Origin of the sequence: Paenibacillus qinlingensis, from assembly GCF_013204845.1 — a bacterium.
Lineage (GTDB): Bacteria > Bacillota > Bacilli > Paenibacillales > NBRC-103111 > Paenibacillus_E > Paenibacillus_E qinlingensis.
This window is the reverse complement of sequence record NZ_JABMKY010000007.1, coordinates 204,165-217,649: the sequence shown is the minus strand read 5'-3', so window position 1 is coordinate 217,649 and position 13,485 is coordinate 204,165. Positions and strand designations below refer to the sequence as shown.

The 13,485-nt window shown below is 43.8% G+C and carries 11 protein-coding genes; 3 read left to right on the top strand and 8 right to left on the bottom strand.

Translation table 11 applies throughout. From position 1 onward, the window contains the following. Window positions 1-169: 169 nt before the first annotated feature. The 6 genes from HQN88_RS15640 to HQN88_RS15615 form a co-directional block, all read right to left on the bottom strand. Window positions 170-889, bottom strand: coding sequence for an NADAR family protein (locus HQN88_RS15640; protein WP_246320268.1), 720 nt, complete (start codon window positions 887-889; stop codon window positions 170-172). Window positions 890-1,158: 269 nt separating this feature from the next. Next, window positions 1,159-1,620, bottom strand: coding sequence for a DUF2269 family protein (locus tag HQN88_RS15635; RefSeq protein WP_173113607.1), 462 nt, complete (start codon window positions 1,618-1,620; stop codon window positions 1,159-1,161). 15 nt (window positions 1,621-1,635) lie between these two features. Continuing rightward, entirely contained in the window at window positions 1,636-2,364 is a 729-nt protein-coding gene (locus tag HQN88_RS15630) for an NAD(P)-dependent oxidoreductase (protein ID WP_173113604.1), read from the bottom strand. A gap of 291 nt (window positions 2,365-2,655) precedes the next feature. After that, entirely contained in the window at window positions 2,656-2,967 is a 312-nt protein-coding gene (locus HQN88_RS15625) for a winged helix-turn-helix transcriptional regulator (RefSeq protein WP_173113601.1), read from the bottom strand. Window positions 2,968-3,112: 145 nt separating this feature from the next. Further along, window positions 3,113-3,862, bottom strand: coding sequence for a YjjG family noncanonical pyrimidine nucleotidase (locus HQN88_RS15620; protein WP_246320267.1), 750 nt, complete (start codon window positions 3,860-3,862; stop codon window positions 3,113-3,115). Then, window positions 3,807-4,268: a carboxymuconolactone decarboxylase family protein gene (locus tag HQN88_RS15615; RefSeq protein WP_173113598.1), complete on the bottom strand. Its 462-nt coding sequence runs from the start codon at window positions 4,266-4,268 to the stop codon at window positions 3,807-3,809. The genes HQN88_RS15620 and HQN88_RS15615 overlap by 56 nt, the downstream gene beginning before the upstream one ends. 236 nt (window positions 4,269-4,504) lie before the next feature. Here HQN88_RS15615 and HQN88_RS15610 point away from each other — a divergent pair, with 236 nt between their 5' ends. Further along, window positions 4,505-5,008 carry an Rrf2 family transcriptional regulator gene (locus tag HQN88_RS15610; protein WP_173113595.1) on the top strand — a complete coding sequence of 168 codons (504 nt, stop codon included), beginning with the start codon at window positions 4,505-4,507 and terminating at the stop codon, window positions 5,006-5,008. An 80-nt stretch (window positions 5,009-5,088) separates the two neighbouring features. Here the strand turns inward: HQN88_RS15610 and HQN88_RS15605 are convergent, their stop codons facing one another. Together HQN88_RS15605 and HQN88_RS15600 are read right to left on the bottom strand one after the other, a co-directional pair. Further along, window positions 5,089-5,877 carry a class I SAM-dependent methyltransferase gene (locus HQN88_RS15605; protein ID WP_173113591.1) on the bottom strand — a complete coding sequence of 263 codons (789 nt, stop codon included), beginning with the start codon at window positions 5,875-5,877 and terminating at the stop codon, window positions 5,089-5,091. A 135-nt stretch (window positions 5,878-6,012) separates the two neighbouring features. Continuing rightward, the gene (locus tag HQN88_RS15600; protein ID WP_173113588.1) at window positions 6,013-11,619 is read right to left on the bottom strand and encodes a golvesin C-terminal-like domain-containing protein; all 5,607 of its coding nucleotides are present in this window, start codon (window positions 11,617-11,619) and stop codon (window positions 6,013-6,015) included. Window positions 11,620-11,945: 326 nt separating this feature from the next. On the opposite strand from HQN88_RS15600, the gene HQN88_RS15595 reads away from it, so the two are divergent. Together HQN88_RS15595 and HQN88_RS15590 are read left to right on the top strand one after the other, a co-directional pair. Next, window positions 11,946-12,296 (top strand): ArsR/SmtB family transcription factor, encoded by a 351-nt coding sequence (locus HQN88_RS15595; protein WP_173113585.1) that lies wholly within the window; start codon window positions 11,946-11,948, stop codon window positions 12,294-12,296. An 87-nt stretch (window positions 12,297-12,383) separates the two neighbouring features. Further along, a complete protein-coding gene (locus HQN88_RS15590) occupies window positions 12,384-13,163 on the top strand; it encodes an SDR family NAD(P)-dependent oxidoreductase (RefSeq protein ID WP_173113582.1) in 780 nt (259 codons plus the stop codon). The last annotated feature ends 322 nt before the right edge of the window (window positions 13,164-13,485 follow it).

Genomic DNA, 13,485 nt, shown 5'->3' with positions numbered 1-13,485 from the left:
TACAAACAAAGTCGGAAGAACGAAGTCGCATATTTGGATTGCGATTGCGGGAGCCGTGTTTATTGTTACAGGTGGACTATTCTTGATGTGGCTCTCCATTGAACATTTTTTAACACAGATTTGTGAGATTACGCATTGTTAGTTAATTTTCAGAAAGAAGCTGGGGGAGCTAGTCCTCTTTCAGCTTCCAATCATCTGGACGTTTAAAATAACAATCATACTCTCGTTTTGCTCCCACACTCAACTCATCCTTCCACTTACTTAGATTCATGACATAGTCCTCTCCTGCCCCCATTCGCCAAAACATGCTGTAAGGATGTTCTTCAGGATAAGCAATCCATTGCGGTACTAAGAAAATAGGTGCGTAGCCTTCTAAATCCCCTCTAATTTGCATCAGAATTCTCCCAAGCATATTTTGCCCAGTACCATCTCCATTGTCCCCCCAGTATGCGTCGTTCTTTGTATGCTCAACCAATACACAACTCCCAGTTGACAGAAGGATATCACGAACTGTTTCATGTTGCTGAATTTTGGCTAGTACAGCCTCGTACATAATATCTAGTTTAACTTCTTCCCAATCACTTCTTAATGGTCTCGAACGCTCTCTCCCCATTCTTGCAGCTGCCATCGGTGTCGGAGCTAATCTTATCTGCTCTTCATGTTCTGTTTCTTCAAACTTTTTCGCTTGAAAATAATGCTCTGATGTCTGCCAGATCTCCCCCTGTATCTCAATGGGGTACTTAGCAAAATTCGAGAAACATCCGTACGGTTTATCCGTTTCATAGAAATTGATTACTTTCTGTTCTGATTTGATCTGAAATAGCCTTTCTCTATATTCTTTCAGTTCTTCTTCCCAATTCTTTTTTAACTCATCCGAGATAGGTTCCAATTCGATTCCTCCTTGATTTTTAATTTGCCAGTTGTAAGTTTCTTTATACGAATTCAGGGCTTCATAATCAGGTTCAATTTCAATTGTAGCATTGGCTCGCACGCAACGTCTGCCGTTATTTTATTGAACTAAAATCCCTTGAATGCAGGAACAAGCTATGCACTCACTTGCAATTTCATTTATCCTTGAATCCAACCGCAAATAAATAAACCAACTCATAGTAAGTTGGTCTCTTTAAACTATTCGTTCTGCGAGGGTTGGCGGCTGCTTTAGAAAGGTTTAAGGATCATTAGTACGGCTATGGCAACCATAAGCAGTTGTGCCAGCGTTTCCATGGGTGTGATCTTTTTCATCAGTCGACCGAGCTCGAAGGGGACTTCCTCCCCTTTGCTTTGACATATAGACACAATCTCCATGATCTTCTTCATGCGCGGCCCGATTAATCCCTCGATCGTAGCGACCATGAGCAGCGATAAAAGGATCGATATATTTAGCCACATTTGCGACAATCCCATCTTCGTTATGATCATAAGCCAAACCCCGGTAATCATAAGTACAGCTCCGCCAATTTTAAGCAGGATAGCAAGCTTGTTCGTTACATCAAAAGCAAAGTGCAACTGGCCGACGCTTCTAGCGGACCTTCGAATGACGGGTACCACTAAAGCGGGACCGATCACCGCGATAGAAGCAAATATGTGCAAAACGAGAATCCATCCAAACAAACCCACCATCTCCCTTTCTGCTCCCTAGCTCACCGGAATCTCACTTGGATAGGCGAGTCCGACCCTTTTCCACTTATAAAGCCCTCCGAGCTCGATATGGTCCAACATGCATTTCACGACATCGTCGTAAGCAACATCTAGTTCTTGAAGCCGACCGAACAAGTAACCAGCTATATCGGATTCAGATAATTCCTTGATCATCTCCGGAATGGATATGGGCAAGGTTTCCGTTGTTACATGCAGATGAACCGACCCTGGAGGTTCTAACGAATCAATCATAGTTCCCGGACACATTATGGACCAATCGAGCTCAGACTTCAGCAGTCGTTCATAATTCCGGTTGTGATTTCTATATGCGGGCGGGAAACCAGGCAAATTGTTGCCAATGAGGCCTGTATATGGAATATCCAGCAGGCCGGCACCTCCCATTACCCATACTCTCCCGGAAAAATTAGGTTGGATTTCACATTGGCTTATGATGTTATCAACGAGATGAACGAACTCCTCTCCTTGACCTGCATGACCGGCGGCAATAATAGCAACGTCTTGATGCGAGAGCGCCTCGCCGACGCTTACTGGGTTTAACATATCGTCCACAATCACTTTCACATGAGTGTCGGAACGCTCTCCTTGCTGTTCATAAAACTTCTCAGAGTTTCGCACGAATGCCGTCATTTCATGTCCCCTTTTGCACCCTTGCTCCAGCGCTCTTCTCCCCGTATTCCCCGTTGCTCCGAAAACAATAATGTTCATCCTTTATTCCTCCTTTTATAATTGACTCTGAATATTTCATCTCTGGATTGACTCAAGCTTAGCATCGTTTAAAAATCTTGATAAGAACCCACTTTAATGTAGGGTCCTTACTTAAAAGTAACTATAAGCAGTCAGGGTTATCCCTGTTGGTCCAAGGCGAAAACCTTAAAGGAAGATTGACTGTAAATAGCAAAAAAGCTACCAGGGAAAATCCCATGGCAGCTTTTGTTATGAGTCCTTGAAGTAGTGTACAAATGAATTGACCCCATATTAAGAAACAGATTCTTCATATTACCGCTTATTATGGTTTTCTCCCCAAGCACACATAACTTCTGCTACAGGAATCAATGTTTGACCATATTCACTTAGGGAATATTCTACTTTTGGAGGGACGGTGGGGTAGACCGTTCTATTGATTATACCCTCTCGTTCCAAGTCCCGTAGATGTTGTGAAAGCATCTTCTGTGAAACATCAGGAATAAGTTTTTCCAGATCGTTGAATCGCTTATTGGATTGTATCAATTGCCATAAAATCATTGGTTTCCATTTGCCGCCTAGAACATGAATGATTGTCTCCACTGGACATTCAAGCTGATGGATCATTGATATATCATCCCCTTACCTTGAAGTAAGCTCATTATCCTAACGTTTACACTTAACAAAATTTTACAAGATGTTTGCTGATCGGGTCAACTAATTTATATATAAGAAAAACCACTCCGTAGGCGGAGTGGTTTTGGTGTACCCATCAATTCACAGTGGTGCATATCTCATATAATTCCGCTAAACTGTGGATCGTGTATGTGCTTTGAATTTCTGTAGAGCTTTTCTGTGACTTTGTGTTCATCCAACAGGTATCAATACCTGACAGAATACCACCTTGTATATCGGTATGGAGTGAATCTCCGATAATCAGTGCATCCTCTTTATTAAAATCTTTAATCTGACTCATCACGTAATCGAAAAATTCTTTTGCCGGCTTGGCAAATCCTATGCTTTGAGAATCATAAATACCTTCAAAAAATTCATATAAGCCAGACAGCTTCAATCGTTTTATCTGAGTTTGGGTTATGCCATTCGTGATAATGAACAGTCTATGAGATGCTGATAGACTCTGACATAATTCTAAAGCACCTTCCATAAGCTGATTCCCATTGCCTAGCAGTTCTCGATATAGATTTTCCCATTCAACGCCATCCACAACTTTCCCAAGTCTTAACATCGTTTCTGAAAATCTTGCGTTAAGAACATCATCTAAAGCAATTTTACCATTCTCATAATCAGCCCATAGCTGTTTATTGACGGAATTATAGACATGAAACAACTCATCCGATAGCGTATATCCATGATGCTGAAACAATTTGTTTAATGAATCTTTTTCATTAGCACCAAAATCTAATAATGTATCATCCAGATCAAATAGAAGTATTTTATAACTCATTTTACCGCTGTGCCGCTGGTTGATAATCTCCTGGTACCATGCCTGTTGAAATTGCAATTCGATTCCAACTGTTGATTGCATTAATCGCCATAATTAAGTTAACAAATTGGCCTTCATCAAAATGGTTGCGGACATGTACATACAATTCCTGCGGAACGCCAGCATCCGAAATTTTGGTTACAGCCTCCGTTAATGCTAACGCGGCACGCTCTGCTTCCGTATAGAAAGGAGCCTCACGCCATGCATTGAGCAAATATAAGCGCTGCTCTGTCTCCCCCATCGCACGTGCATCTTTCGTATGCATATCCAGACAGTAGGCACATCCATTAATTTGCGAAGCGCGGATTTTAATTAGCTCCAACAGTTTGTGGTCAATACCGCTTTTTCTTACATACCCTTCTAATTTTAAAAGTGTTTGAAAAGCTTCCGGTTGTGCTTTCGTATAATCGAATCTAATTTCCATGTGTGAGTACACTCCTTCATTTTTTAATTGATATAAAATATGGCTTCGTCATATCGTCGATAACATTAATCGTCGATTAACTATATCTATAATATAGCCATTTCGTTTATAACTGTCAACGATAAAACATGGGCCTTATGGCTGAAAACACCAAATCCCCCTATTTGACAAGGGGTTTAAATCAACCTAAGATGTGTAATAGCAACCTTTATATAGATCGGAAAGCAGGTGTTTGGATGCAGTATAGTATTGGCGTCGAATATGGACTGCATTGCTTGGTATACTTAATTGATATTCCTCCTGATTCAACCATAGGGATTAAAGAGTTGTCCGCATTTCAAGGCGTTTCGGAGACCTATCTTTCAAAGATTTTCAGTAAATTAACCAAAGCTGGTATCGTAATCTCTGTCCCTGGTGTCAAAGGAGGCTATAAATTAGCCAAATCTCCTGCGGATATTTCTTTTTGGGATGTAGTAGAAGCTGTTGAGGGTGCTACCCCCATTTTCCAATGTAAAAACATCAAGAATAATAGCTATCTATGCCGTGATGAAGACTACGCTGCATGCGCTAAAGCATCTCCTTGTGTGATTAACTTAACCATGCTCGAAGCTGAAGATAGTATGCGCAATGTGCTGCGTAATAAGTCACTTACATGGTTAAATGAAGAGCTTGATCGGGTATTAACTCCTCAATCTCGCAAAGAAACACGTGAATATTTTGCGAATAGCAACCATGCTTAGTGGTGAAAATAAAATTATTAATTTCCTAAAGAAACCCACAGCATAGGCTGTGGGTTATCCGTTATAAGTACAACTTTCAATCAAGGATATAACGGAGATAACTCCACATCCAATTTATCAGCAATTAGCGTGTAGAACTCCGGAAATCTTGGATCTGCCTTACTTGCGATCTCTTCAAATGTTCGTATACATAATCCTGCTGTTCCGATTGCAGTTATGATTTCTCCGACTGTCCAACTTCGAACTAACACCTTATTTAACTCAGAGCGTTCTTCCTCGGGCAGCAATTTAGCAAAGGCTACTTGCCCTTCTTTAACAGTATCATCAAAGTAGTTACCAGTTGGCTGTGGCATGTTGTATGTGTTGAGCCATGCACGTGCGAAAGGATGAAAGTCAGTCAACATAAACCGACCATTGTTCCCAAGTCTACGACGAACAATATTGAAGATAGCATGGAGGTCCGTAAAATAATGCAAAATACCAAACTCCATCAACACGATATCAAATTGGCCTAATGTTTCTTCGTTCGGGATATCCAACACATCAGAGCAAATATAGTTAAGTGTGACACCAGCGGCGGAAGCAACCTCCATCGCATACAATCGATTTTCCTCCGATATGTCTACCACTGTAACTTCTGCACCTAACAATGCTAAAGAAATGGCTTTACGACCGAGTGAGCCAAGTAAATTAATAATTCGCTTGCCCGCCGGATCACCCATGTATTTTAGCCAGTAACGCAAATAATGCTTGTGTCCCAGTTTCAGTTTCTCAGCAAGTTCATCTGGTGTTCCATAATTGTGGACCCATGCCTGATAAGCTTTTGTTTCCCACGCCATTTTGTTCGCAGTTGACAGTTGTTTTTGCAAATACATACCTCCTATATTTATACAATTGACACTAGATGGTATATATTATCATTCTCGAACTAATTGTCAATCGTTTCTTTGCAAAAAGAAATTAAAGAGCCGAATGGATCGTTCACATCCACTCAGCTCTAAGGATTATTTTACAATAAGTTGTATAACATCACTTACCGTTGTTCCACTTTCATTCATAAACTCGCCACGATACTGATAACTGCCAGGAGCTTTCCCAGAAATTTGTGTAGTTGCTGATTGCGCATTTGGTGTGTGTGAAGATAAAGCTTGCGTATCGATAAGAACGCCGTTTTCGTATAATCGATACGCCACCGCGTTCGTCCCCCACCACATATTCGCAGTAATGGTATAGTTCCCATCTTGATCCCAGTTGTCACTGGACAACACAGGTTTTCCGGGATTCGCTTCAGCCACGGTGACGGTGTGTGGATCACATGCCGTCGTTCCATACGAATTGGATAACTGACATGTATACACATAGGTTCCATTTGGCTTACCTTGAATCGGAACAATGGAAGTCTGTGCTGCTGGCGATGCATCGGCCAGTGAATTTGATTGGATCAGCTGACCGTTCTCGTACAACTTATACAGTGATCCATTATTCCCCCACCACATATTCATCGTAATCTCGTAATGACCATCCTGCAAACCTGTCGCAACAACATTGTTATCCGATAGTATCGGTTTAGCTGGTGCGAGTGCTTTGTTCGCAAATGCTGAGCTGGAGGATTGACGTTCAAACTTAACGGCATCAGCCCTCGTATAAATCATATCAGCAGGAAGGGTTGGCGGATCTACTGTAGTCGCAGTCTCCCTAGTTAAACGAACATACTCGCTGCCATCTCCTGTAAAATCGAACGTTCCAAGCGTAACCCACCCCGACGAGCCGACCGTCGCATCGAGATACGTGACCTCGGTCACCGACTGATGCTTCACTTCGACTTTGACATGATTATCGTTTGCCGTTGTATGGACGAGCTTGTAGATAGAGACCGTATATCTCCCCTCTGGAAACTGAGCTTTCCATGTAGCCGATGATCCTTGAACGGTAGAGTAACGGGACTTCACGCCAATTTTGTAGCCGGCTAAATTGCTTTGGCTCCAAGACCCTTCCGTCGTGTATAACCCCGCCGTATTCGTGCTGTCGACGATAACCGTCAGCTCCCTAATCGCTATGGTCAAATGTGGTGTAGTTAAAGTCACTCCGTCCATCGTTACTGTTGCCCACACTTCGATGTGATCCGTTACGCCATCCAGACTTTGAAGGGTCAACAAACCGTTATTGTCCACTGCAGCCAGATCAGTCCTATCAACAAAATACTGTACATTCGCCTGTGTCAAATCACCGATCAATCCGTTGTCCATATAGCCAGTTACGTTCAGTTGAGCAGCCTGTGTCATCTGTAATTCGTCTCTATCCGACTGGATAACCACCGACTCCAATTGCAGCGTCCTATTCGGGTCCACCCACATCATGGCATCGGCTACTACCCTTGACTTGTTAGCCTTATTCGTTATTTCGACATACCCACTATCCCCTGCTGCAAAAGGATAAGATCCTAGGAACACCCACGCCCCATTGGCCGTTGTCTGATCAACCGTAACCGTCTCAGAGCCCCCGCTATAATACACGGTAAAAGAAGCATTTGTTGCCCAATTTTCGCTTGTGGCTGTTATTTGCGGTAACTTGTAGTACACGCTATAAGTTACACTTTCCGGCAGCTCTGGTCGCCATTTCATTGTGCTTGTTGCTGTGCCCGTAGTCGATTTGGCATACACGTAGTTATCGTAGTAGTAGTCATTGGCGGTTGTATCTCGTATCCAGACGCCTTGTGTCTCCGCCTCCGTATTATCTACAATGATGGATGAGCCATCCTGCCATTCCGGTTGGACCGGCGTTACTGCAACGTGATCAGCCAGATATAGCGTCCGCTTGCGCGTCTGTTTGCCGTCCGATTCCACATAATAAGTGAACGTCTTTGATAGATCATTTACCCGTATCGACCATTCCATCGGATAGATCGTATCTGGAACGGCCGTATACGTGGCCCCGCCATCCAAGGAGTAATGGATTGTCGCTGGCTTTGTCGTTTTTGCCTCCACGTAAGCATCGTAGGACGTTTCGTCTGGCTTGACGATAAGCATGCCTTTAACAGCATCGATTGGACTGTGAACATCGAAGAAATAGCTTGCATCCGATGTATCAGTAGTTCGAATCTGGTGCAGCGGAACATCGATGTCGAGTCCCTCCACAATGATAGCTGTTATTCCCTTGCTTGAAACCGTGGCCTGAATGATTCCGCCACTCATTACTGCTTGCTCTGGTGTGCCATTATCGCGAATGATGGTTACGTTATAATTTTGTGCTGGGTTGAACCCGATCATTTGCGCATTCAATTCAATCGGAGTCTGTACCTCAGACGTCGATTCGTTACTTAAACTGATGTAGAATTTATTACCGCTCTCTCCCGTTATCCAATTCAATTGCGGATGGTTAGTCTCGATAATCCCCTTAGGCAGCCAGAGCCACACGTTGGAATTACCGTAAAATTGACCGGGTTTATTCCCATAGAGGTGATATTTGAACCATAAAAAATTAGTTTCAAATACGGAAGGGAAGCTAATACTCCCATTCGATTTCAGCGATTGTTCGGTAATCAAATAATCCATCGTTTGTCCGAGCTGTGCCGGCATATGGTGATAATAGATGGATGTAGCCCCGCTTGGACCTTCCAGAGGAAAATCAGGTTCGAGTTGACTAACCGCGAAGCCCTTATAGTAATACCCTGGATAATTGGAATATCGTCCGATGACCGAATTATGAGCGATATCCTGCAATAATTTATCGCCAGTATAGAGTGATAACCTCATCATGAATGGCGCCTCCTGCGCATTCATCCGGTAATAGCCAGTCGTACTTCCCGCTTCAAACGTCAACCCATTGGGTGAAACAAGCCAACTGTCCGCTTGTACGCCCCCAGCTACATCTTCAGGCAGCTTGTTTCTAGGATATGCGTATTTCCCACTTTCCGGCCAATGGAATGACTCCGCGTAATTATACGTCTCCGGCTGTGGAATCGTAACGGTGCCTTCTGGAACCGGACGAGCAACGAACATCGTGGCGTACTGTTTGGCTTCCTTGTACGCGGCATTCAAGTATTTAGGATCTTTGGTTTCCTCATACAGCTCCAAGATCTCCATCCAGAGTTTGCTATAGTAATAAATGAACTCATTTTTACTCACATTCACGGATGCAGGCGTATCGATATTTTGAGCGATATAGCTGTCTGCTGCATCCTTGGCAGCCTGTAAATACTGCGCATCACCCGTCATCCGATACATCATAAGGGGTTGTATGACAGGCCCTCGATCTTTCTGATCGGGATCTCGCACAAGATACTCTTCCTGCCCCAGCGCCCCAATGCCTGCCGAAGTGCCCAGCATTTGATTAACAGCGGCTACGCTTGAAACATCGAACGGCAAGGTTGCCATTTTCCATAACGAGGGTACGCTGTATACGGGCTTCTGTGTCGGCGACCAACCGATACCATTACGCGATACCCCGTACTGAATTAACGGTAACGCTCTACTATCGTAAAGCTGATTGTCTCCGGTCAAATAATATGCCCCCAGAAGAGCCGCATTCGATGTAGTTCGCACACTATCCTCATTCTCGATATCAATGAAGCCCTTGGCCCGGTTCCACCACCCGCTTGGCGAAGGGACATAATTGACAGAGTCGTCCCCCTGCGGCTCTATCTTGAGCAAATCGATCATATTGAACATCGCGTCAGTAAGCGACTGATCGGCCACATTTTCCCGATATGCCGTATAATCGTATTCCGTGCGGAGAATATCCTCGTAGGCTTTATACAGACTGCCTTTCTGAGCGATTAACCCTATATGGAACTGATACGTACTTTCCGCAGTCATTTGCGAATACGTCCCTAGCTGAGGCGCATAAAGGATCGGCTGTACGCTGCCTTCGTTGTTGACAAGACTCATGCCAAGCCGCTGCTGAGAAACGCCTCCCGTCGGTTCAAACTCAACCGGAAGCTGCTCTGATGGTACAAATACACCATAGGACAACGCATTCCCGGCTCCATCATTCTTTTCAACCAGACTCATCGGGGCACTTAGCTCTCTCAAGCTAGTTGATTCAACCGAACCTACCATTTTGGCATGCGATCTGAAGCCATTTAACACTTCATTGACACTAGAGACTGACTCTGTTGTGAAAGATTGATAGCCAATCACATAATTGCCGTTCCTACGAGGTGTAAAAGCGTAAGAAACATCTGGTTTATCCCCTGACATGGACCAGTTCACTTGTAAATCGTAATCGCTGCCATGCAAGGAATCCGTTAATATGGCAGTCTGGCTATCAGGGAAACTGATCCCATCAAATGTAATCCAACGTTTATTCATCGTATCGTAGTAATTGGTTCGACTTCCCGCATTCCCATCCAATAAGACCCACTGTTCTTCAAGTCTTTCCGACACAGTATTGGTTGGCACCCAATTCCCCGTACCCGTGTCCTTGTAGAACAGATCACGAACGATGGATTTGCCTCCATCCCATGCCGCTTCATAGAAGGTCGCCTTATAGTTTGCGTTTGCGATGCTGCCTTTCTCTGTATAACTGAGATTCGCCAATGTGCGGCTGCGCAGAGGGGGCAACGGCGGCGCTTGCTGCCGGATATTCCCTTCGAACTTGACCGCATCGGCCCGCGTAATGATCGTTCCGGTCGTAGGTTGTGTTCGTGTCAACCTGACAAACTCCGTATCATCACCACTGAAATAATAGGTCCCCAAATCAACCCAACCGGCGGATGGACCTGATGAGGGCCTTAGATCCATAAACATGACATCCGTAATCCCATTGTGAACAATTTCGATTTTTACATTACTATCTGCTTTATCCGCCCAATCCAGCTTGTAGAACGATATTTTGGCCGTTCCTGCTTCCAATCGAGGATTCCATGTGATGGTTCTTCCCACAGCGTCTGTAAAGTTGGAACTGGAATTATTGTAACCCTTCACTCCCGTACTAGTGCTCCAATAAGGAGCTGAGTATCCGTTATACTTGTTCTCCACATCAACGGTAACGACACCATCCGTCGTGATGCTTCCATTATCAATAATGATTGTCTTATGAGGTTCTTTTTGCTTAATATTCCCTTCGAACTTGACCGCATCAGCTCGCGTAAGTATCGTGCTGGTGCTGCTGGTAGACCGAGTCAATTTAACGAACTCTTCACCAATCCCGGAAAAATAGTACTCTCCTAGGTCAACCCATCCCGCAGCCGCTCCGAATGAAGGTCTCAAATCTATAAATTGAACATCCGTCGTGCCATTATGAACGATTTCAATTTTCACATTATTATCTGCTTTATCCGCCCAATCCAGTTTGTAGAAAGATATTCTCGCTGTTCCTGCGTCCAATCGTGGATTCCACGTTATGGTTCTGCCTACTGTGCTTGTATATTTGGAACTGGAATTATCATATCCCTTCACCCCTGTACTTGTGGTCCAATTCGGAGCCGAGTATCCGTTATTCATGTTATCCGCATCAGGCGTTACAACACCATCGATCGTAATACTCCCGTCATCGATGATAATCGTCTTATACGGTAAGGTATCCGCACTAGCAGTTCCTTTTCCCAAAAGACTTAGTGGCACGATCATCGTCATCATCAAAACAAGTAAGAACAGTTTCTTTACTATCATATAACTCACATCCTCCCCACACATTGTTTGCGCTTTCAAAACATCATTTCCTCCTTCGTTAACATGATCGCAAAGAAGCAATAGCCCAATTCGTCTGGCTAAATCTCCTCCGTCTTACGTATCATAGCATCTCACATGACCCCGAAATTTCTTTGATTTCTAGAATTTTTTATAAGATTTTAAGCGAAAAAACCTACAATCGGCGTACTTCGATCCAACATTCTCCACAAGAATACCTTGACTTTTCAATGAATACGTCATAATGTATATTCAAACAACTAAATACTTAGTTATATGATTACAACACAAACTGTGGAGACGATAAGATGGAAACTTCCCCCACCTCAGGACTTGAGACGCAAGTCCATCAACAACTGAGAGACTGTAGCCAAATATTTCTAGCTTTAGCCGATCCGATCCGTCAAGATATTATTATGATGTTGACGAAACATGACACACTGAACGTTGCTCAAATTGTCGAACGCTCGCCTATGTCCAGATCCGCCATTTCTCATCATTTAAAAATTTTGCGACAGGCGGATTTAATTTCATCCAATAAAGTAGCAACTGAAATATTCTATAGCCTAGATATAGAAAACCCAGTCTCACTACTAAAGGCTTTTATTGAAACGACAGAACGAATTATCGAATTGAAGAGCATATCTGAGGCTGAATAAGCCTTCTTTTATCGCCCTAAATAACCAAATAACTAGTCATTTAGATGATTGGTTATTCAATAACATAAAACAGGAGGTTTATTCAGTATGAAAACAGCTCTAATTACAGGTGCATCAAGTGGAATAGGCAGGGAATTCGCAGAGATATTCGCTAAGGAGGGGTATCAAGTTATACTTGCATCACGTAACGAGGAGAAACTGAAGGCGATCGCTCAAAGTTTAAGGCAACATTACCCTACAACAACTATTGTCATTCCCGTTGATTTAGCTCAGAGTAACGGACCTCAACTGCTGTATGATGCATTAAAAAAGGAAGCTATCGAAATTGATGTTCTTATCAATAATGCAGGTATTGGCTCCTATGGTTTCCTTCATGAGCAGAATATCCAAACCGAGTTGGAAATGATTCAATTAAACGTTCATTCGCTCTCTCATCTCATGATGTTGTTTCTTCAAGATATGGTAAAGAGGAACACCGGCCGAATCCTTAACGTGGGTTCTACAACGTCTTTTTATGCATGTCCTTTGAGCGCTAACTATTCTGCATCCAAAGCTTTTGTTCTCCATTTAACGGAAGCTGTTGCCAACGAACTAAAAGGAACTGGAGTCAGCGTTACTGCATTATGTCCTGGGGCCACAGGCACCGAATTTTTCCGCAACGCGAAAATGGAAAAACAAAAAGTCGCAAAAGACAATGCGGTCATGGATGCAAAAAAGGTGGCCGAAATTGGATTCCAAGCTCTTAATAAAAGAAAAACTTTCGTTGTTCCAGGCTTCCTGAACTGGTTGCTGGCTCAAGCTCCTCGTCTCTTTCCGAGACGTATCGTAACTAACATTACACGCAATGTACTTGAGCAAAAGCTCTAATCCATGAATCTTTGCCCTTGCTTCGAACGGAGCGGGCCATTCCGCGCACAGTATTTGTGCGCTAGCGTCCGTCGGACGACGGAGGTACCTTCCTTGCGCACATTATTTGTGCGCTAGCGCCCGTCGGACGACGGAGGGACCTCCCTTGCGCACAGTATTTGTGCGCTAGCGTCCGTCTGACGACGGAGGTACCTTCCTTGCGCACAGTATTTGTGCGCTAGCGTCCGTCGGACGACGGAGGTACCTTCCTTGCGCACAGTATTTGTGCGCTAGCGCCCGTCGGACGACGGAGGTACCTCCCTTGCGCACAGTATTTGTGCGC

Bases quoted from the DNA above. Each gene is read 5' to 3' on its own strand.
- HQN88_RS15615 (WP_173113598.1), bottom strand. From the start codon at position 4,268: ATGGAAATTAGATTCGATTATACGAAAGCACAACCGGAAGCTTTTCAA.
- HQN88_RS15610 (WP_173113595.1), top strand. From the start codon at position 4,505: ATGCAGTATAGTATTGGCGTCGAATATGGACTGCATTGCTTGGTATAC.
- HQN88_RS15635 (WP_173113607.1), bottom strand. From the start codon at position 1,620: ATGGTGGGTTTGTTTGGATGGATTCTCGTTTTGCACATATTTGCTTCT.
- HQN88_RS15590 (WP_173113582.1), top strand. From the start codon at position 12,384: ATGAAAACAGCTCTAATTACAGGTGCATCAAGTGGAATAGGCAGGGAA.
- HQN88_RS15595 (WP_173113585.1), top strand. From the start codon at position 11,946: ATGGAAACTTCCCCCACCTCAGGACTTGAGACGCAAGTCCATCAACAA.
- HQN88_RS15625 (WP_173113601.1), bottom strand. From the start codon at position 2,967: ATGATCCATCAGCTTGAATGTCCAGTGGAGACAATCATTCATGTTCTA.
- HQN88_RS15630 (WP_173113604.1), bottom strand. From the start codon at position 2,364: ATGAACATTATTGTTTTCGGAGCAACGGGGAATACGGGGAGAAGAGCG.
- HQN88_RS15600 (WP_173113588.1), bottom strand. From the start codon at position 11,619: ATGATAGTAAAGAAACTGTTCTTACTTGTTTTGATGATGACGATGATC.